This is a genomic window from Streptomyces sp. NPDC014676 (assembly GCF_043084105.1).
GTDB lineage: Bacteria > Actinomycetota > Actinomycetes > Streptomycetales > Streptomycetaceae > Streptomyces.
The window spans coordinates 1-20,029 of the sequence record NZ_JBIBZI010000006.1 but is presented as its reverse complement, the minus strand read 5'-3'; the positions used below and the strand labels follow the sequence as shown (position 1 = coordinate 20,029).

The 20,029-nt window shown below is 72.8% G+C and carries 15 protein-coding genes; 12 read left to right on the top strand and 3 right to left on the bottom strand.

The genetic code is table 11. The annotated features are described in order from the left end of the window. Positions 1 to 100: 100 nt before the first annotated feature. The gene (locus tag ACF1DX_RS18150; RefSeq protein ID WP_391792161.1) at positions 101 to 3,739 is read left to right on the top strand and encodes a glycosyltransferase; all 3,639 of its coding nucleotides are present in this window, start codon (positions 101 to 103) and stop codon (positions 3,737 to 3,739) included. Beyond that, on the top strand, positions 3,736 to 5,262 hold the full coding sequence (locus ACF1DX_RS18145; protein WP_391792160.1) for a DUF5719 family protein: 1,527 nt from the start codon (positions 3,736 to 3,738) through the stop codon (positions 5,260 to 5,262). The genes ACF1DX_RS18150 and ACF1DX_RS18145 overlap by 4 nt, the downstream gene beginning before the upstream one ends. A gap of 486 nt (positions 5,263 to 5,748) precedes the next feature. Here the strand turns inward: ACF1DX_RS18145 and ACF1DX_RS18140 are convergent, their stop codons facing one another. Beyond that, positions 5,749 to 6,204: a metallopeptidase family protein gene (locus ACF1DX_RS18140; protein WP_391792159.1), complete on the bottom strand. Its 456-nt coding sequence runs from the start codon at positions 6,202 to 6,204 to the stop codon at positions 5,749 to 5,751. A gap of 283 nt (positions 6,205 to 6,487) precedes the next feature. Here ACF1DX_RS18140 and ACF1DX_RS18135 point away from each other — a divergent pair, with 283 nt between their 5' ends. From ACF1DX_RS18135 to ACF1DX_RS18105, 7 genes are all read left to right on the top strand, one after another. Beyond that, entirely contained in the window at positions 6,488 to 6,910 is a 423-nt protein-coding gene (locus tag ACF1DX_RS18135) for a DUF3499 domain-containing protein (protein WP_040907000.1), read from the top strand. A gap of 140 nt (positions 6,911 to 7,050) precedes the next feature. After that, complete coding sequence (locus tag ACF1DX_RS18130; protein WP_391792158.1) at positions 7,051 to 8,667, top strand: L-lactate permease; 1,617 nt, start codon at positions 7,051 to 7,053, stop codon at positions 8,665 to 8,667. Between the two features lie 72 nt (positions 8,668 to 8,739). Further along, positions 8,740 to 10,107 carry a phosphomannomutase/phosphoglucomutase gene (locus tag ACF1DX_RS18125; RefSeq protein WP_391792157.1) on the top strand — a complete coding sequence of 456 codons (1,368 nt, stop codon included), beginning with the start codon at positions 8,740 to 8,742 and terminating at the stop codon, positions 10,105 to 10,107. A gap of 315 nt (positions 10,108 to 10,422) precedes the next feature. Next, entirely contained in the window at positions 10,423 to 10,593 is a 171-nt protein-coding gene (locus ACF1DX_RS18120) for a Trm112 family protein (protein WP_078914225.1), read from the top strand. A gap of 117 nt (positions 10,594 to 10,710) precedes the next feature. After that, the gene (locus tag ACF1DX_RS18115) at positions 10,711 to 11,838 is read left to right on the top strand and encodes an SIS domain-containing protein (protein ID WP_391792156.1); all 1,128 of its coding nucleotides are present in this window, start codon (positions 10,711 to 10,713) and stop codon (positions 11,836 to 11,838) included. A gap of 111 nt (positions 11,839 to 11,949) precedes the next feature. Continuing rightward, the gene (manA, locus tag ACF1DX_RS18110; RefSeq protein ID WP_391792155.1) at positions 11,950 to 13,101 is read left to right on the top strand and encodes a mannose-6-phosphate isomerase, class I; all 1,152 of its coding nucleotides are present in this window, start codon (positions 11,950 to 11,952) and stop codon (positions 13,099 to 13,101) included. A gap of 145 nt (positions 13,102 to 13,246) precedes the next feature. Beyond that, entirely contained in the window at positions 13,247 to 14,227 is a 981-nt protein-coding gene (locus ACF1DX_RS18105; RefSeq protein WP_391792154.1) for a cation diffusion facilitator family transporter, read from the top strand. A 94-nt stretch (positions 14,228 to 14,321) separates the two neighbouring features. Here the strand turns inward: ACF1DX_RS18105 and lepB are convergent, their stop codons facing one another. Next, complete coding sequence (gene lepB, locus ACF1DX_RS18100) at positions 14,322 to 14,996, bottom strand: signal peptidase I (RefSeq protein ID WP_391792153.1); 675 nt, start codon at positions 14,994 to 14,996, stop codon at positions 14,322 to 14,324. 347 nt (positions 14,997 to 15,343) lie between these two features. Between lepB and ahcY the strand changes: the two genes are divergently transcribed. Together ahcY and ACF1DX_RS18090 are read left to right on the top strand one after the other, a co-directional pair. Further along, positions 15,344 to 16,801 (top strand): adenosylhomocysteinase, encoded by a 1,458-nt coding sequence (ahcY, locus tag ACF1DX_RS18095; protein ID WP_391792152.1) that lies wholly within the window; start codon positions 15,344 to 15,346, stop codon positions 16,799 to 16,801. 151 nt (positions 16,802 to 16,952) lie between these two features. Beyond that, on the top strand, positions 16,953 to 17,567 hold the full coding sequence (locus tag ACF1DX_RS18090) for a hypothetical protein (RefSeq protein WP_391792151.1): 615 nt from the start codon (positions 16,953 to 16,955) through the stop codon (positions 17,565 to 17,567). Between the two features lie 20 nt (positions 17,568 to 17,587). On the opposite strand, the gene ACF1DX_RS18085 is transcribed toward ACF1DX_RS18090, so the two are convergent. Further along, a complete protein-coding gene (locus ACF1DX_RS18085) occupies positions 17,588 to 18,550 on the bottom strand; it encodes an RDD family protein (protein ID WP_391792581.1) in 963 nt (320 codons plus the stop codon). Positions 18,551 to 18,699: 149 nt separating this feature from the next. Here ACF1DX_RS18085 and ACF1DX_RS18080 point away from each other — a divergent pair, with 149 nt between their 5' ends. Continuing rightward, a complete protein-coding gene (locus ACF1DX_RS18080; protein WP_391792150.1) occupies positions 18,700 to 19,707 on the top strand; it encodes a stage II sporulation protein M in 1,008 nt (335 codons plus the stop codon). Positions 19,708 to 20,029 lie beyond the last annotated feature (322 nt).

Genomic DNA, 20,029 nt, shown 5'->3' with positions numbered 1-20,029 from the left:
CCCCCCAGACCACCGAACCGGGGCCCGTACCTCGATGTCCGTGCACAGCCACACGGCAGCCCGGCAAGACCTCGCTGCCTCACCTGAGTTCCCGCGTCACGTGGTGACCGCGGTCCTCGTCTCCCACGACGGCGCCCGCTGGCTGCCCGACGCGCTCGCCGGGCTGCTCGGCCAGGAGCGCCCGGTCCAGTTCGCCATGGGCGCCGACACCGGCAGCGCGGACGACTCCGCCCGGCTGGTCACCGAGGCCCTCGGCGACGACCACGTGCTGCACCTCGCCCGGCGCACCGGCTTCGGCCAGGCGGTCGAGGAGTGCCACCGCGGCGCCCCGCACCTCACGCCGGACGACCTGCCGTACCTGAAGCGGCCGAGCGGCTGGGACCCGGTCACCCGCAGCTGGCGCGACGACGCCTACGACCTGCCGGAACTCCCGCACGGGGAGCCGGTGCAGTGGCTGTGGCTGCTGCACGACGACTGCGCGCCCGAACCCGACGCGCTGGCCCAGATGCTGCGCGTCGTGGAGAACGAGTACGAGCTCGGCCGTGACGACGTGGCCGTCGTCGGCCCCAAGCTCCGCGGCTGGTACGACCGCAGGCAGCTCCTCGAGGTCGGCGTCTCCATCGCCAACTCCGGCCGCCGCTGGACCGGCCTGGACCGCCGCGAACAGGACCAGGGCCAGCACGACCACGTACGGCCCGTGCTGTCGGTGTCCACCGCCGGCATGCTCGTCCGCCGTGACGTCTTTGACCGGCTCGGCGGGTTCGACCGGCACCTGCCCCTGATGCGCGACGACGTCGACCTGTGCTGGCGCGCCCACTCCGCCGGGTACCGGGTCCTGATCGCCCCCGACGCGGTCGTCCGGCACGCCGAGGCCGCCTCCCGCGAGCGCCGCACCGTCGACTGCGTGGGCCGCACCTCCGCCTCCCCGCACAAGGTGGACAAGGCGGGCGCCGTCTACACCCTGCTCGTCAACGCCCGCACGGCCGCCCTGCCCTGGGTGCTGCTCCGCGTCGTCCTCGGCACGCTGCTGCGCACCCTCGCCTACCTCGTCGGCAAGGTCCCCGGACAGGCCGTCGACGAGATCCGCGGCCTCATGGGCACCCTGCTGCGGCCCGAACGGATCCTCGCCGGACGGCGCCACCGCGGCAGCCCGCAGACCGACAAGGGCGAGATGCGGCCGCTGTTCCCGCCGCCCGGCGCGACCGTCCGCGTCACCGTGGAACAGGTCGCGAGCAGCCTCGTCGGCCGCTCCGACCCCGAAGCCGCCTCCGGCGCCGGACGCCACGGCGGCGTCGTCGAGTCCGGACCCGGCGGCGACGACGCCGACTTCCTGGAGGTCGAGCAGTTCGCCCGGCTCAAGCGCATCGCCCGCAAGCCGGGGCCGGTGCTCTTCCTGGTGCTGCTGCTCGTCTCCCTGGCGGCCTGCCGTCAGCTCCTCGGCGGCGGCGCGCTCGCGGGCGGCGCCCTGCTCCCCGCGCCCGCCGGCGCCGGCGACCTGTGGGCCCGCTACACCGACGCCTGGCACACCGTGGGCGCCGGCGGCACCGGCTCCGCACCGCCCTACCTGGCGATCGTCGCGGCCTTCGCCTCCCTCCTGTTCGGCTCCACCGGCCTCGCCGTCACGATCCTCCTGGTCTGCTCGGTACCGCTGGCCGGCCTCACCGCGTACTTCGCCTCCCGCCCGCTCGTCGAGTCCCGGCTGCTGCGCGCGTGGGCGGCCGTCGCCTACGCCTTCCTGCCCGCCGCGACCGGCGCCCTGGCCGGCGGCCGCATCGGCACCGCCGTACTCGCCGTCCTGCTGCCGCTGATCGCCCGCGCGGGCGTCGCCGCGAGCGGCCTCACGAATCCGGAGGGCGTCCGCGGCAGTTGGCGCGCCACCTGGGCGTACGCCCTGCTGCTGACGGTCACCACGGCGTTCACCCCGATCGTGTGGCCCGTCGCCGTCGTCCTCGGCGTCGGCGTACTGGCCCTGCGCAGAAGCGACATCCCGGCCTACGGACTGCGCTTCCTGGCCCAGCTCGGCACCCCCCTGCTGGTCCTCGCCCCGTGGTCGCTCTCCCTCCTCCCGTTCGGCTTCTTCCGGGAAGCGGGCCTGGAGTACGGTCCCTCCGCCGCCTCCGCCCTCGACCTGCTCGGCGCGAGCCCGGGCGGCCCGGGCACCGTCGGCGGCCTGGTGCTCATCGGCCTGGTGCTCGCCGCGCTCGCGGCCCTGCTCCGCTCCGAGCGCCGGACGGCGATCCTCACCGCGTGGGCGGCGGCCCTGGTGGGCCTCGTCTTCGCGGTCCTGTCCAACAGCTCCGCCTGGGCGGGCCCCGCGACCCTCGTCTACGGCATCGCCGTCCTGGCCGCCGCCACGCTCGGCGCCGACGGGGCACGCGCGCGTGTCGCCGAGCAGAGCTTCGGCTGGCGCCAGCCGGTCGCCGCGCTGATCGCCCTCGCCTGCGCGATCGGCCCGCTGGTCGCCGTCGCCGGCTGGGTGATCCGCGGCGCCGACGGGCCGGTCGAGCGGCGCGACCCCGTCCAGGTGCCCGCGTTCGTCGCCGAGGAGAGCGGCACCCGCGACCAGGCCCGCACCCTCGTCCTCGACAGCGACTCCACCGACCGGGTCGGCTACGTCCTGGTCCGCGGCTCCGGCGCCCGCATGGGCGACGCGGAGACCGCCGCGGTGGACGGCGGGAACACCGGGCTCGACAAGGTCGTCGCCAACCTGGTCGCCGGCTCCGGCGCCGACCAGGCCGACCAGCTCGGCGGCTTCGCCGTCCGCTACGTCCTCGTCCACCCGGGCGCACCGCGCGAGGTCACCCGCGTCCTGGACGCCACCCCCGGCCTGTCCCGGCTCAGCCAGCAGGCGGGCGGCGCGCTGTGGCGGGTGGACCGGCAGGTCGCCCGCGCGAGCATCGTCCCCGCCGAGGACGCCGAGGACGCCGAGGACGCCGAGGACGCCGAGGACGCCGAGGACGGCGACGACGAGCCCGTGCCCGTGGCGGCGGGCCCGGTCGAGATCCACACCAAGATCCCGGACGGTGCCGAGGGCCGCGTCCTGCGCCTCGCCGACACCGCCGCCGAGGGCTGGACCGCCACCCTGGACGGCAGGCCGCTGACCCGTACGACGGTCGACGGCTGGGCCCAGGGCTTCGAACTCCCCGCCTCCGGCGGCACGCTGGACGTCACCTACGACGACCCGATCGGCCACACCGTCTGGCTGTGGGCCCAGGGCCTGCTCGCCGTCGTCCTCGTCATCATGGCCCTGCCCGGCCGCCGCCGCGACATCGACGACGACCTGCCCGAGGAACCGGCCGTCCCCGCCGAGGCCATGGCCGGCGAGGGCCGCCGCGCCCGCCGCCTGCGCGCCCAGGCCGAGGCGGAGGCGGAGGCCGCGGAGGAGTCCGGCACCGGAGAACCGGGCGACGCCGAGGACTTCCCCGCCCCGCCCGAGCAGCCCCCCGTCCCCGTCCCGCAACAGCCCGGCCACGGCGACTGGGACGCGGCGGCACAGTACCCGGACGCCTACCCGGACGAGCAGTACCAGCAGTACGCCACGGACGCCTACGGTCAGCCCTACCAGACGGAGGGCTACCCGCAGGGCGGCGAGTACGACCCGTACGCGTACGGCACCCAGCAGGCGCCGTACGACCAGGGCTACACCCAGGGCTACGACCAGACCTACACGCAGGGCTACGACACGTCGTACGACCCCCACGGCACGGGCAGTGAGCGTCCCGACGGGAGCCAGCAGTGAACCGCACCACCCTGTCCCTGATCGCGGGCGTGACCGCGCTCGCCGCCGTCACCGGCTTCGCCGCGGTGTCCTCACCGGACGCCACGGCCACGGGCGGGACGGCGGAGGCGGCGGCCCACCTCCCCGTGGAGCGCACGAGCCTGGTGTGCCCCTCTCCCAGCTCCTCCGACCTGGCCGAGACGACGTACACGTCCTTCACCCCGGTCACGAAGGGCACGGAGAAGGGGGGCGGGGCCGAACTCCAGGCGGCCACGGAGCAGAAGCGGGACGAGTCGGAACCCGGGGACGGCTCCGAGGACGACAAGAAGGACGACAAGGACGCCGAGTCCGGGAAGCCCGTACTGGAGCCCGAGGACCCCAACAAGCCGGTCACCGGGGAGACGACCGGCGGCGAGTCCCCCGCCCTCCTCGGCACCGCCGAGGGCCGCTTCGCGCCGGGCTGGACCGTGCAGGAGACGACCACGGTCACCGCGGGCACGGGCCGGGGCCTGCACGGCGTCACCTGCACGGCCCCGGACACGGAGTTCTGGTTCCCGGGCGCGAGCACCGACGCCGGCCGCACCGACTACGTCCACCTGACCAACCCCGACGACTCGGCGGCGGTCGTGGACATCGAGCTCTACGGCAAGGACGGCGCCCTGGAGACGACGGTGGGGGAGGGCATCACGGTCCAGCCGCACTCCACCGAGCCGGTCCTGCTCTCGACGCTCACCGAGGAGAAGCAGACCGATGTGACCGCGCACGTGGTGGTCCGCAGCGGCCGGGTCGGCGCCGCCGTCCAGGCCCTGGACGACAAGCTGGGCGGCGACTGGCTGCCCGCATCGGCCGACCCGTCCGGCAGCCTGGTCCTGCCGGGCATCCCGAAGGACGCCACCGCCGTACACCTGGTCGCCTTCACCCCCGGTGACGCCGACGTCGACCTGAAGGTGCGCCTCGCCTCCCCGTCCGGCCTGATCACGCCGGCCGGCCACGACACCCTCCATGTGAAGGGCGGTATGACGACGGCCGTCGACCTGGAGGACATCACGCGCGGTGAGGCGGGCTCCCTGGTCCTGACGGCGGCGGACGACTCCGTCCCGGTCGTGGCGGCGGTACGGGTGCTGCGCGGCAAGGGCGACGACCAGGAGTCGGCCTTCATCCCGGCGGCACGACCGGTCGGCACGCGCGCGACGTCCGTGGACAACACGGCCGAGGGCACGACGCTCTCGGTGACGGCTCCCGAGGGCACGGCGAAGATCGAGGTCACGGCCTCGGCGGGCACCGAGGGCGGTACGGAGGCCTCGAAGACGTACACGGTCAAGTCGGGCACGACGCAGGACATCGAGGCACCGGTCCCGGCGGGGGTGAAGGGCACCTACGCCCTCACGGTGGAACCCCGGTCGGACACACCGGTCTACGCGTCCCGGACACTGACCACGACGAAGAACGACGTCCCGTTCTTCACGGTCCAGCCCCTCCCGGACGACCGCGGAACGGTCTCGGTCCCCCACTCGAACGAGGACCTGTCCATCCTGCAGAACTGACCACGAACCGGAGGCGGACCCGACCACGAACCGGAGGCGGACCCGACCACGAACCGGAGGCGGACCCGACCACGAACCGGAGGCGGACCCGAACCGGGCCCGCCCCGGGCAACCGCCTGCCGCCGCTCCCGCGGCAGTCGCGTGCCGTGTCAGCCGCGGGCAGCCGCATGCCGCGTTTCCGCGGGCAGCCGTGCCTCCCCCAGTGCCTTGAGGGCCTGGGAGGTACCCCCAGGGCGGCACGGGTGGGCGGTGGGGGTACCTCCCGCTCGAGCGCAGCCGAGAGTGGGGGAGGCACCCCGCGAGCGCCGGGCCGCGCAACCCCACCCCCGGCCCACCCCCACGCCGGGGCACCCGTAACACGCGCCGGGGCCGCGCACCCCCGGCCCACACCGGGCACGGGGCACCCCGCAACGCGCCCCGGGGCCGCAACCCCGATCCACCCCCACGCCGAAGGCACCCCATAAGGCACCGCACCCGAACCCGGCGTCAGTCCTCCCCGTACCGGGGATCCACCGTCTCCGGCGTCAGCCCCAGCACCTCCGCCACCTGCTCGACCACAACCTCGTGCACAAGAGCCGCCCGCTCGTCCCGCCCCTTGGTACGGATCTCCACCGGCCGCCGGTACACCACCACCCGCGCCGGACGCCCGTCCCGAGCGGCCACGGTCCCGCCCAGCGGCACCGCCTCATCGCTCCAGGTCCCCCCGCCCGGCCGCGGCACGTCCAGCACCAGGAAATCGACGTCGGCCAGCTGCGGCCACCGCCGCTCCAGCCGCTCCACGGAGTCCTGCACGAGATCCGCGAACGTCTCCGCGCGGCTCGCGGCGAGCGGCACCTGCGGAGGCGCGATCGGGCCACGCATGCCCCGGCCGTGGCGATCACGGCGTCGGGGGCCGGGGCCGGGGCCGGGTCCGGCGGCACGGGGCGTCACAGAACTGTCCATCACCGCGAAGCGTAGTCGTCACGTCGCCGCCCCGCCCGATCCCCGTGCGCCTTCCGGCCGACCCGCACGGCATGTCACAACATGACCATTCCAGCCAAGGTTGGGCTCGATTCCGTATCTCTCCGAGACCGATGATCTCAAGGCAATTGACGGGGTTTGTGTCAACTGGTGACCGAAATCAGTACCGTCGAACCCCCCGGCCCTCCGCGTCGAACCAGGTCGGCAAGGTGCCCACAAAGGGGCATGTGGGGCGTTTCGTGCCGCGACACGGTGGAGTGACCTGGTGGAGAGTCGTCGCGGCCCGCTCAAGAGTGCGGTACCGTCCAACATCGTGAGCCCTGTACGTCGCTGTTCGCGCACCGCCTGCGGCCGTCCCGCCGTCGCGACGCTGACGTACGTCTACGCCGACTCGACCGCGGTCCTCGGCCCGCTCGCCACCTACGCCGAACCCCACTGCTACGACCTGTGCGCCGAGCACTCCGAGCGCCTCACCGCGCCGCGCGGCTGGGAGGTCGTCCGTCTGCTCGACGGTTCGGCCCCGGCCCAGCCCAGCGGAGACGACCTGGAAGCGCTTGCGAACGCGGTGCGCGAGGCGGCCCGTCCGCAGGAGCGGGCGGCAGGGGCGGGCGGCGGTTCCCGCACCGCGGACCCCATGGAGGTCGCACGCCGCGGCCACCTGCGCGTACTCCGCTCCCCGGACAACTGACCGGGGCGATCCCCCTCCCCGCGCCCCGGGCGCCGCATAAACCCCCGCACACCCATTGACGCCTCCTTGTCGCGAACACGACCATTCCGTTGGTACCCGGCGAGAAATCGCTTTCGCATGGCGGAATCCGGGAGGCGCCCGTGTACGTCCAGGAACTGGAACCCGTCGCCGGCTCGCTCGGCCTCTCCGCCCTGGTGGCATCCCTGCCGCTGGTGATCGTCCTGGTCCTGCTCGGCGGCGTCCGCATGAAGGCGCACCTCGCGGGCCTGACCGGCCTGCTGGCGGCCGTCCTGGTGGCCTGTCTGGCGTACGGCATGCCACTGGGCCAGACGCTCTCCAGCGGCGTCCAGGGCGCCGTCTTCGGCGTCTTCCCCATCATGTGGATCGTCATCAACGCCCTGTGGGTCTACCGGATGACCGTCCGCACCCGCCACTTCGACATCCTCCGCCGCTCCTTCGGCAGCCTCTCCGACGACCCCCGCATCCAGGCACTCGTCATCGCGTTCTGCTTCGGCGCCCTGCTGGAGGCCCTCGCCGGGTTCGGCGCCCCCGTCGCGATCTCCGCCGTGATGCTGGTGGCCCTCGGCTTCGACCCCGTGCGCGCCGCCGTGGTCGCGCTGGTCGCCAACACCGCGCCGGTGGCGTTCGGCGCCATGGGCACGCCGGTCGTCACGCTCGCCCAGGTCACCGGCCTGCCACTGGACTCCGTGGCGTCCGTCGTCGGCCGCCAGACCCCGCTGCTCGCCCTCGTGGTGCCGCTCGTCCTGGTCTGGCTGGTGGACGGACGCCGCGGCCTGCGCGAGACCTGGATCCCCGCACTGGTCTGCGGAGCCGCCTTCGCCGTGGCCCAGTTCGTCGCCTCCAATCACGTCTCCGCGCAGCTCGCCGACATCGGTGCCGCCCTGGCCGGCGCGGGCGCCCTGGTCGCCGTACCGCACGCGCGCGTGCCCGCCACCGAGGCCGTACGGACCTCCGTGCTGACGGGCGCACGCAGCGAGGAACTGGACGAGGAGGACCCCCGCGGAGAGGTGGTGCGCGCCTACGCCCCGTACGCGCTCATCGTGGTGATCTTCTCCGTCGCGCAGATCCCGGCGGTGAAGGACTGGCTGGCCGGTGCCACCCGGACCTTCGACTGGCCCTTCCTGGACGTCGCGGGCCCGGACGGCGAGCCCGTCGGCGGCAATGTGTTCAGCTGGCCGGTCGTCTCCACCGGCGGCACCCTCGTCCTGTTCGCCGGGGTACTCACGGCGGCGGTGATCGGGGTGCACGCGCGCGTGGCGGTCAAGGAGTGGCTGGCGACGGTCCACGAACTGCGGTTCGCGATCCTCACGGTGACGTCCGTCCTGGCCCTCGCCTACGTCATGAACCTCTCGGGCCAGGCGGCGACGATCGGCCACTTCGTCGCGGCGGCCGGGGCGGGCCTCGCCTTCCTCTCACCGGTACTGGGCTGGTTCGGCGTCGCCGTCTCCGGCTCGGACACCTCCTCCAACGCCCTCTTCGGCGCCCTCCAGGTCACCGCCGCCCAGCAGTCCGGGCTGTCGCCCGAACTGCTCGCCGCCGCCAACAGCTCCGGCGGTGTCCTCGGCAAGATGATCTCGCCGCAGAACCTCACCATCGCCTGCGCGGCCGTCGGCCTGGCCGGCCGCGAGGGCGACCTGCTGCGCAAGGTGCTGCCCTGGAGCCTCGGCCTGCTGCTCGTGATGTGCCTGATCGTGGTGGGCCAGAGCACAGCGGTGCTCGACTGGATGCTGCCCTGAGCCTCCCCGACGTCCCGGCCGGCCCCTACGGGTAGTTTGTGGTGACCGACAGGACTTCCGGAAGGGCTGGCCGTGGCTGCTGATCTGTCGCAGATCGTGAAGGCGTACGACGTGCGCGGAGTCGTCCCCGACCAGTGGGACGAGTCCCTCGCCGAGCTCTTCGGCGCCGCCTTCGTCCGGGTGACCGGCGCGACCGCCGTCGTCACCGGTCACGACATGCGGCCGTCGTCCCCCGGCCTCTCCGGCGCCTTCGCGCGCGGAGCGGCGGACCAGGGTGCCGACGTCACCGAGATCGGCCTGTGCTCCACGGACCAGCTCTACTACGCCTCGGGCGCCCTGGACCTCCCCGGCGCGATGTTCACCGCGTCCCACAACCCCGCGCGGTACAACGGCATCAAGCTGTGCCGCGCGGGTGCCGCCCCCGTCGGCCAGGACACCGGTCTGGCCGACATCCGTGAACTCGTCGAGCGGTGGAACGCCTCGGGCACCCCGCAGCCGACGGCCGGCCCCCGGGGAACGATCACCCGGCGCGACACGTTGGACGACTACGCGGCACACCTGCGCTCACTCGTCGACCTGACCTCGGTCCGCCCCCTGAAGGTCGTCGTCGACGCGGGCAACGGCATGGGCGGGCACACCGTCCCGACGGTCTTCGCCGGCCTGCCGCTCACCCTCGTCCCGATGTACTTCGAACTCGACGGCACCTTCCCCAACCACGAGGCCAACCCCCTCGATCCGGCCAACCTCGTCGACCTGCGCAAGCGGGTCCGCGAGGAGGGCGCCGACCTCGGCCTCGCCTTCGACGGCGACGCCGACCGTTGCTTCGTCGTCGACGAGCGGGGCGAGCCGGTCTCCCCGTCCGCGATCACCGCCCTGGTCGCCTCCCGCGAGCTGGCCCGCAACGGCGGCAAGGGCAAGGTCATCCACAACCTGATCACGTCCTGGTCGGTCCCCGAGGTCGTACGGGAGAACGGCGGCACCCCCGAGCGCACCCGCGTGGGCCACTCCTTCATCAAGGCCGAGATGGCCAGGACCGGCGCGATCTTCGGCGGCGAGCACTCCGCGCACTACTACTTCCGCGACTTCTGGAACGCCGACACGGGCATGCTGGCCGCCCTGCACGTCCTCGCCGCCCTCGGCGGCCAGCAGGGCACTCTGTCGGCCCTGGTCGCCCAGTACGACCGCTACGCCGGCTCCGGCGAGATCAACTCCACGGTCGACGACCAGACCGCCCGCCTCGCCGCGATCAGGGCCGCGTACGAGGGCCGCGACGGCATCACCCTCGACGACCTGGACGGCCTCACCGTCACCGCTGCCGACTGGTGGTTCAACGTCCGCCCCTCCAACACCGAGCCCCTCCTCCGCCTGAACGCGGAGGCCCGGGACGAGACGACGATGACCAAAATCCGCGACGAGGCCCTGGCCATCATCAGGTCATAACCCCCACCACAAAAACAACTGCCCGAGCCCCGCGGACGGCTATACCGCCGCCTCCACCGCTCCCGCGGGCGGTCGCGTGCCGCGTCTACCGCGGGCAGTCGTGCCTCCCCCAGTGCCTCAAGGGCCTGGGAGGTACCCCCGGGGCGGCACGGGTGGGCGGTGGGGGTACCTCCCGCTCGAGCGCAGCCGAGAGTGGGGGAGGCACCCCGCGAGCGCCGGGCCGCGCAACCCCACCCCCGCCCGCCCGGCCCCAACGCCCCGCACCCCTACCAGCGGTACCCTGACCAGCACATCCACCCACCGAAGGAAACGCCCATGCCACTCGAAGCCGGCCTCCTGGAAATCCTCGCCTGCCCCGCCTGCCACTCCCCCCTCAAAGAGCAGGACACGGAACTGATCTGCACGGGCCAGAGCTGCGGCCTGGCCTACCCCGTCCGCGACGGCATCCCCGTACTCCTCGTGGACGAGGCCCGCCGCCCCGCGTAACCGGTACAAGGCACAAGGCGCAACCACAAGGCGCAACCACAAGGCACAACACCCACCGCACCGCACCGACGACGCACCGACGACGCCCCGCCGATCGGAGATCGGAGCCCGCCGCCCATGCTCGACGAATCGCTGCTCGACTCACCGGAAGGCCTCGCCGAGGCCGACCGCCGCGGCCTGCTCCGCGGTGCCGCCGAAGCCGGCGCCCGCGTCCGCACCGCCGCACGGCACGCCGCCGAGGCCGGCATCAACGGCCTCAAACCCGACGGCCGCCCCCGCGCCGTCCTCATCGCGGGCCCCGGCGCCGCCGCCACCCAGACCGCCGACCTCCTCGGTACCCTGGCCGGCGCCGGCAGCCCCGTCACCCGTCTCGCACCCACCGGCGTCGCCCCCGCAGCAGGCGCCCTGCGCTGGGAACTGCCCGGCTGGGCCGGCTCCGTGGACCTGCTCCTCATCGCCACCCCCGACGGCACCGAACCGGGTCTGGCCCTGCTCGCCGAGCAGGCGTACCGCCGAGGCTGCACCGTCGTCGCCGTGGCTCCCGCCCGTACCCCGCTCGCCGAGACGGTGAACGGCTCCGTCGGCCTGTTCGTCCCCATGGCCACCGCGCCCTACGACCAGGACGAGCCCCTCGCCGCCTCCGCCCCCGGCGTCCTGTGGGCGCTGCTCACCCCGCTGCTCGCGCTCCTGGACCGCACCGGCCTGCTCACCGCCCCGCCCGAGGCCCTGGAGAAGATCGCCGACCGCCTCGACGGCATCGCCGAACGCTGCGGTCCGGCCATCGCGACGTACAGCAACCCCGCCAAGACCCTGGCCGCCGAACTCGCCGAAGCGCTGCCCGTCGTATGGACCGAGGGCGTCTCGGCGGGCCCGGCCGGCCGCCGGTTCGCCGCCGCGCTCGCCGAACTGTCCGGCACCCCCGCCGTCGTAGCCGAACTGCCCGAGGCGCTCGCCGCGCACAGTGCCCTGCTGGCCGGCCGGCTCGCCGCCGGCGCGGATCCGGACGACTTCTTCCGCGACCGCGTGGAGGAAGCACCCGCCCTGCACGCGCGCGTGGTGCTGCTCCGCGACCGCCCCATCGGCGGCCTCACCGCCGCCCCCGCCGCCCGTGACCTGGCGCTCACCCACGACACGCCGATCAGCGAGCTGGAACCGGAGGCGGGCGGCGAACTGGAGACCCTCGCGGAACTGATCGCCGTCACGGATTTCGCCGCCGTTTACCTGGCGCTCGCCTCGGGAGCCTGATCATGCCCGGGACCCCCTGAGACCCTCTCACCGCGCGGACGCACGACACGTACGACCCGCACGACACCGCGCGCCCGCACGAGAACCGGCAGAAGGAACGCAGAGAACCCCATGGACCGCCTCGACAACACCATCCGCCCCTACGCCTGGGGTTCCACCACCGCCCTCCCGCGACTGCTCGGCACCGAACCGACCGGCGAGCCGCAGGCGGAGATGTGGATGGGCGCCCACCCCGGCGCACCCTCGCGCACCGGCCGGGGCACGCTCGTCGAGGTCATCGACGCCGACCCGGAGCGGGAACTCGGCCCGGAATCGGTCGCCAAGTTCGGCCCCCGCCTGCCCTTCCTGCTCAAACTCCTCGCCGCCGGGGCCCCGCTCTCCCTCCAGGTCCACCCCGACCTGACCCAGGCGAAGGAGGGCCACGCGGACGAGGAGCGCCGCGGCGTCCCCGTGACCGCCCCGCACCGCAACTACAAGGACGCCAACCACAAGCCCGAACTGATCTGCGCCCTCACCGAGTTCGACGGCCTGTGCGGCTTCCGCGACCCGCGGCGCGCCGCCGAGCTCCTCGACGGCCTCGGCGTCGACTCCCTCAAGCCGTACGTCGACCTGCTGCACGCCCACCCCGAAGAAGCGGCCCTGCGCGAGGTCCTCACCGCGATCCTCACCGCCGACCCCGAGGCGATGGCCCGCACGGTCGCCGAGACCGCCGCCGCCTGCGACCGCCTCGGCGGCGCCTACGCCCCGTACGCCGACATCGCCCACCACTACCCGGGCGACCCCGGCGTCATCGCCGCGATGCTCCTCAACCACGTCCGGCTCCAGCCCGGCGAGGCGCTCTTCCTCGGCGCCGGCGTCCCGCACGCCTACCTCGACGGCCTCGGCGTCGAGATCATGGCCAACTCGGACAACGTCCTGCGCTGCGGCCTGACCCCCAAGCACGTCGACGTCCCCGAACTCCTGCGCATCGTCCGCTTCGAGGCCGGCGACCCCGGCGTGCTGCGCCCGGAGGCAGGCCCGGACGGCGAGGAGGTCTACGAGACCCCCATCGACGAGTTCCGCCTCTCCCGCTACGTCCTCCCCGCGGGCGGCGCCACCCACGACCTCACGCTGACCACCCCGCAGATCCTGCTCTGCACCGCCGGCTCCGTACGAGCGGGCGAGCACGAACTGACGCCCGGCACCTCCGTGTTCGTCCCTTCGGGTGAAAAGGCCGAAGTGTCGGGTACCGGAACCCTGTTCAGGGCCACCGTCGTCGCCTGATCACCCCGTGACGGCGACCTGACAGGCCGTCGCCGAACCGGGCTGCAACAATGGCCCACCGTCAAAGGACGGGCAAAGTTCCGGGCAGGCGTGCACCCACGCCCGCCCGGGCCCCACACGGAGTACGAAGGGACAACGCGAACACATGAGCGCGTCAGGCGGCACCAAGGCGATCGTGGCGGCACTCGCCGCCAATCTCGCGATCGCGGTAGCGAAGTTCGTGGCGTTCCTCTTCAGCGGCTCGTCATCGATGCTCGCTGAGTCCGTCCACTCGCTCGCCGACTCCGGCAACCAGGCCCTGCTGCTGGTCGGCGGCAAGAAGGCGCAACGCAAGGCCACCCCGCAGCACCCCTTCGGCTACGGCCGCGAGCGCTACATCTACGCCTTCCTCGTCTCCATCGTGCTGTTCTCGGTCGGTGGCATGTTCGCCCTCTACGAGGGCTACGAGAAGATCAAGCATCCGCACGAGCTGTCGCACTGGTACTGGCCGGTCGGCGTCCTCGTCTTCGCGATCATCGCCGAGTCCTTCTCCTTCCGCACCGCCATCAAGGAGTCCAACGTCCTGCGCGGCCAGCGCTCCTGGAAGGAGTTCGTCCGCCACGCCAAGGCGCCCGAGCTGCCGGTCGTCCTCCTGGAGGACCTCGGCGCGCTCGTCGGCCTGATCCTCGCCCTCGGCGGTGTCGGCATGGCCCTGGCCACCGGCGACAGCGTCTGGGACGGCATCGGCACCCTCTGCATCGGCGTCCTGCTCATCCTGATCGCCCTGGTCCTCGCCGCCGAGACGAAGTCGCTGCTGCTCGGTGAGGCCGCGGGCGCCGAGGAGACCCGGAAGATCGAGGCCGCCGTCGTCGACGGCGACACCGTCACCCGCATCATCCACATGCGCACCCTCCACATCGGTCCCGAGGAGCTGCTGGTCGCCGCGAAGATCGGCGTCCGGCACGACGGCACGGCCACCGAGATCGCCTCCGCCATCGACGCCGCCGAGTCCCGCATCCGCGACGCCGTCCCGATCGCCCGCGTGATCTACCTGGAGCCCGACATCTACAGCGAGACCGAAGCCGCCAAGGGCGCCGACCCCGAGGCGACCCCCGGCGGCCCCACCCCCCACGACACCGGTCACTGAGCCCGGCCCCACCGGAACCCGCAGGACCTCATGACGGAGGGGCCCGCCGCATCACGACGGCGGGCCCCTCCGTCGTCCGGGGCGGCCCCGCGCCTCAGAAGTGCGCGGGCCACAGCTCCGTGTCGAACTCCGCCGGCCGGTGCCTCCTGGTCCGCCCCGCGAGCACACAGATCAGGCCCGCGATCGCCAGCAGCAGCCCGAGCAGCGTGGCCCCGGCGAGCAGCACCACACCCAGGCGGTCCTCCGTCACCCGGCCCCGCACCGCCTCCACGGGCACCGTGCCGCCGTGGTCGTCGGCGAAGAAGCGGGAGTCCCGCGAGTTCAGACGGTGGTCGCCCAGCAGGAACAGCCGCCCCTGCGGCACCCGGACGTCGTACCGTTGCGGAAAGGGGCCGTTGGCGTTCCCGTCCTTGACGTACGGTTCCTCGAACGCCCTGCCGTTCACCGTGAGCCGCCGCGCGGACCCCTCGCCCTCGCAGCACGCGATCCGGTCACCGCCCACCCCGATGACCCGCTGCACGACGAGCCCGCCTCCCGGATAACGGTCGGGCGCCGAGAACAGCACCACGTCACCGCGCCGCACCTCGTCCCCGTCCACGCGCGCGTAGAAGACGTCGTCACCGATCCGGTACGTCGGCGCCATGCTCCCGCCCCGCACATCGGCCGTCCCGTAGTTCAGCCGCAACGCCCCCAGGGACGCCACCACCGACAGCAGTCCCGCCGCGAGCATCACCCACCCCGTGACCAGCATTCCCCGTCCCGTGTCCACGCCCGAACCCCTCCCCGCGCGGACCATCCGCGAGGGGTGAGGCTAGCGGCCCGCCCGGCGACGGCCGCCGGGGGACCGGGACGGGGCACCCGCCAGATCGGCCTGATGTGTACGCGGTCGGACTGGGGTCGGCCGGGCCCGGCGGTGTAGCTTGGGACGGAGCCAGACGTCGCTGCTGATGGCGGTCGGGCGGTCCCACAGGGGACCGGCCGAGGGAGAGAGGGCCTCCGACGGACTGCGCTGCGCGCACGCGGGCATGCCTGTGTCCTCCTCAGGGCACCCCTGTGTCCGCCGCCGCGCAGACCAGCCGTACCCACCTCGACCCACACCCCGAGGAGCAGCTCGCAATGACGACTGTCGACAACCGACAGGACTTCAAGGTCGCCGATCTCTCCCTGGCCGAGTTCGGCCGCAAGGAGATCACCCTCGCCGAGCACGAGATGCCCGGCCTGATGGCGATCCGCAAGGAGTACGCCGACGCCCAGCCCCTGGCCGGCGCCCGCGTCACCGGCTCCCTGCACATGACCGTGCAGACCGCCGTCCTCATCGAGACCCTGGTCGCCCTCGGCGCCCGGGTCCGCTGGGCGTCCTGCAACATCTTCTCCACCCAGGACCACGCCGCGGCCGCCATCGCCGTCGGCCCGGACGGCACGCCCGACAACCCGCGGGGCGTCCCCGTCTTCGCCTGGAAGGGCGAGACCCTGGAGGAGTACTGGTGGTGCACGGAGCAGGCGCTGACCTGGCCGGACAGCCCCACCGGCGGCCCCAACATGATCCTCGACGACGGCGGTGACGCCACCCTCCTCGTCCACAAGGGCGTCGAGTACGAGAAGGACGGCAAGGCCCCCTCGCCCGACACCGCCGAGTCCGACGAGCACCGCGTCATCCTCGAACTGCTCAACCGCACCCTGAGCGAGAGCCCGCAGAAGTGGACCCAGCTCGCCTCCGAGATCCGCGGTGTCACCGAGGAGACCACGACCGGCGTCCACCGCCTGTACGAGATGCAGCGCGACGGCACCCTCCTGTTCCCGGCGATCAACGTCAACGACGCTGTCACCAAGTCGAAGTTCGACAACAAGTACGGCTGCCGCCACTCCCTGGTCGACGGCATCAACCGCGCCACCGACACCCTGATCGGCGGCAAGACCGCGGTCGTGTTCGGCTACGGCGACGTGGGCAAGGGCTGCGCGGAGTCCCTGCGCGGCCAGGGTGCCCGCGTGATCGTCACCGAGATCGACCCGATCTGCGCCCTGCAGGCCGCGATGGACGGTTACCAGGTCACGACGCTCGACGAGGTCGTCGACAAGGCCGACATCTTCGTCACCACGACCGGCAACAAGGACATCATCATGGCCTCGGACATGGCCAAGATGAAGCACCAGGCCATCGTCGGCAACATCGGCCACTTCGACAACGAGATCGACATGGCCGGCCTCGCCAAGGTCCCCGGCATCGTCAAGGACGAGATCAAGCCGCAGGTCCACACCTGGACCTTCCCCGACGGCAAGAAGATCATCGTTCTCTCCGAGGGCCGCCTGCTGAACCTGGGCAACGCCACCGGCCACCCGTCGTTCGTGATGTCCAACTCCTTCGCGGACCAGACGCTGGCCCAGATCGAGCTGTTCACCAAGCCCGACGAGTACCCGACCGGCGTCTACGTGCTGCCCAAGCACCTCGACGAGAAGGTCGCCCGCCTCCACCTCGACGCACTCGGCGTCAAGCTGACCACGCTCCGCCCGGAGCAGGCCGAATACATCGGCGTGCAGGTCGAGGGCCCGTTCAAGTCGGACCACTACCGCTACTGAGCCCACGCTCCCGCCGCGGTGAGCGCGTCCGCGCACCGGACGCGCTCACCGGCGGCAGGTCCTCCGAGGCAGGCCCCCGCACCCCCGTGCCGGGGGCCTGCCCCTTTGGCGGACCGGCGACCGGCCCAGCTCGTCACGACCCAGGACCCCCATGCCCCGCGGCCGCTATTCGCTCCACGATCCGCACGATCACACCCCCCTCGCGGAAGAACACTTCCACTGCGCCCCCGGCCCCTCCGGCTGGCGCTACGTCTCCCAGCTCACCGCCCCAGCAGGCGGTCACCTGGGCTCGGTCGACCTCGCCCTCGACGAACTCGGCCGCCCCATCCGCCTCGAACTCCACGCCGCGAGCTGGCAGGTCCGCGGCGCCGCCCTCGACGGCGTCACCTGGGTCCGCACCGACCCCACCGGGGCCCACGCCACCGAAGGCAATGTGCGCGCCCACGCCTTCACCGGCTCGTCCCCCGCCTTCCTCGTCGCCACCGCCCGCCTCCTGCGCCTCACCCCCTCGGCATCAGCCACCCGCGTACGCCTCGTCGCCTTCACGGACCCGGTCCTCGCCCCACGCACCCTGGACCAGTCCTGGGCGCTGGTGGAAAGAGAAACACACGCCACTGACAACGGCCCCCTGACCGTGGACGAATACCAGGTCACAGCCCTGGACACAGGGGAGCAGCACTCCGTGCACCTTGCCGGGGACGTGGTCCTCGCGGCCCCCGGCATCGAACTGGAGGACCTCGAATCACCACCGTCGGTCCTCGACTGACCAGCGCTTCCCGAAGGCACCTACGCCGGCGGGGCGAACCCCGTCGAGGGCCGGTCGGCCGACGATCCCTCCCGCGGCGGGGCGACCCGCTCCCCACGCACCGCGGCTCCCGGATCCGCCGACGGATGCACAGTCGGCCGCACATCCGGCGCGACGGCCGCAGCGGGGTACACCGGCGGGGCATAGGCACCCGCGGAACCGGCCGTACCCACAGGCCCGCCGCCCCCGGCCGGTCCCTGTCCGAACGCCCGCCGGGCCTCCCGGGCCTGCCGCTCCTGCACCACCGCCGCGAGATACGCCGCGGGCGGCACCCCCGGCGGCACCGGCGCCCCCGTGCGCCCGGCCAGGTCCGAGGCCAGCCGCTCCGCCATCGACCAGCCGACCTGTGGATCGAGCTGCCCCATCCGCGTCAGGTACTGCCGGACGGCAAGCCACAGGCCATCGGGCACCGCCGACAGATCGAGCCCCGAGAAACGCCCGGCCAGCCACGGCGGAGGCGGCGGCACGAATCCCGCCCGCCCCACCGGCACCCGCTCCCGCACGACCAGAGTCCCCGCGAACACATCCCCGAGCCGCCGCCCCCGCGCCGAAACCAGGGATGCGACACAGGCCACGACCCCGAGCGTCATCAGAATCTCGATCACACCGATCAGACCCCGCACCAACGAGTGCCGGAACCGGATCGGTCCCCCGTCGTCCCGCACCACCCGCAGTCCGCAGGCCAGCTTCCCGAGCGACCGCCCGTGGCTGAGCGTCTCGACCAGGATCGGCCCGCCGACCAGCACGAGGACGAACAAGGCGATCGAGATCGCGGTCTGCGCCGCCTCGTCCAACGAGGCCGTGGCAGCCACCAGAGCGATCGTCACCACGACATAGACGGCCACGGCCGCCATCAGATCGAGCAGCACGGCCAGCGCCCTGCTGGGCAGTCTCGCGGGGCGCAGCTCCAACGCCACCGCCTCACCCGTCACCAGCTCACTCACGCCCGCCGCCCTTCCCTGGCCTGCCCCGAACACCGCCAGTCTGCCAAGCTGATGGCACATCGCACCGCAGTACGACCAGCAGACCGAGCCGATCACCGTTCCACCGGTCCGGCCGACCGCCGACGAACAGCCGAGGAGCAGGCACACCGATGGACCTCGACGTCTTCGTCTCCGCCCACCGCGCGGAGTGGGACCGCCTCGACGCCCTGCTCCGGCGCCAGCGCCGCCTCACCGGCGCGGAGGCCGACGAACTCGTCGTCCTCTACCAGCGCACGGCCACTCATCTCTCCCTGATCCAGTCGGCCGCCCCCGACCCGCAGCTGACCGGCCGGCTCAGCCAACTGGTGGCACGCGCGCGCAGTGCGGTGACCGGCGCCCGCCGTGCTTCCTGGCGGGACGTCACGCGCTTCCTGTCCCACAGCTTCCCGGCGGCCGTCTACACGTCACGCCACTGGTGGGTGCCCACAGCACTCCTCTCCACAGCCGTCGCGGCACTCCTCGGCTGGTGGATAGGCACCCATCCCGAAGTACAGGCGTCCATAGCGGCCCCCGACGAGCTGCGCGAGCTCACCCGCCCCGGTGGCCAGTACGAGACGTACTACTCGAGCCACCCCGCGGCCTCCTTCGCCGCCCAGGTCTGGACGAACAACGCGTGGGCCGCGGCCCTCTGCCTGATCCTGGGTGTCTTCCTGGGCCTGCCGGTCCTCTGGATCCTCTTCCAGAACATGCTCAACCTGGGCGTCGGCTTCGGTCTGATGTCCTCCGCCGGCCGTCTCGACACCTTCCTCGGCCTGGTCCTGCCGCACGGCCTCCTGGAACTCACCGCGGTCTTCGTCGCGGCCGGAACCGGCCTCCGCCTCGGCTGGACCGTCATCGATCCGGGTCCCCGCACCCGACGTGCCGCCTTGGCGGCGGAAGGCCGGGCGGCCCTGGCCATGGCGATCGGCCTCGCCCTGGTCCTCTTCGTCTCCGGTGCCATCGAAGGCTTCGTCACCCCATCGGGCCTGCCCACCTGGGCGCGCATCACCATCGGGGTCATCGCCGAGCTGGCCTTCCTGGCCTACGTCTATGTCCTGGGCGGACGCGCGGCGCGCGCCGGCGAGACCGGCGACCTGGAGGCATTCGAACGCAGCGCCGACGTGCCCACGGCCGCCTGATGTGCGCGAGCCCCCGCTGAGCTGCTAGTCTCCTCTTCGCCCCGCAGGAACCGTTGACACGGAGCAGGCGGGGAGGTAGATTCAAACAGTTGCCTGGAGATGGGGTCTGACCCCGAGGGCGACAGTGAGCATCTATCAGCTTCTCATCGAAACGTTGATTTCGAAGAAGCACTTCCCGATGAATCGGAAAACAAGGGCCGGTAAGTCCGCCCCGAAACTTCTGATAAAGTCGGAACCGCCGGAAAGGGAAACGCGGAAGCGGAACCCCGGAAAGCACCGAGGAAATCGGATCGGAAAGGTCTGATAGAGTCGGAAACGCAAG

Bases quoted from the DNA above. Each gene is read 5' to 3' on its own strand.
- ACF1DX_RS18105 (WP_391792154.1), top strand. From the start codon at position 13,247: ATGAGCGCGTCAGGCGGCACCAAGGCGATCGTGGCGGCACTCGCCGCC.
- ACF1DX_RS18115 (WP_391792156.1), top strand. From the start codon at position 10,711: ATGCTCGACGAATCGCTGCTCGACTCACCGGAAGGCCTCGCCGAGGCC.
- ACF1DX_RS18120 (WP_078914225.1), top strand. From the start codon at position 10,423: ATGCCACTCGAAGCCGGCCTCCTGGAAATCCTCGCCTGCCCCGCCTGC.
- ACF1DX_RS18140 (WP_391792159.1), bottom strand. From the start codon at position 6,204: ATGGACAGTTCTGTGACGCCCCGTGCCGCCGGACCCGGCCCCGGCCCC.
- ACF1DX_RS18090 (WP_391792151.1), top strand. From the start codon at position 16,953: ATGCCCCGCGGCCGCTATTCGCTCCACGATCCGCACGATCACACCCCC.
- manA (WP_391792155.1), top strand. From the start codon at position 11,950: ATGGACCGCCTCGACAACACCATCCGCCCCTACGCCTGGGGTTCCACC.
- ACF1DX_RS18080 (WP_391792150.1), top strand. From the start codon at position 18,700: ATGGACCTCGACGTCTTCGTCTCCGCCCACCGCGCGGAGTGGGACCGC.
- ahcY (WP_391792152.1), top strand. From the start codon at position 15,344: ATGACGACTGTCGACAACCGACAGGACTTCAAGGTCGCCGATCTCTCC.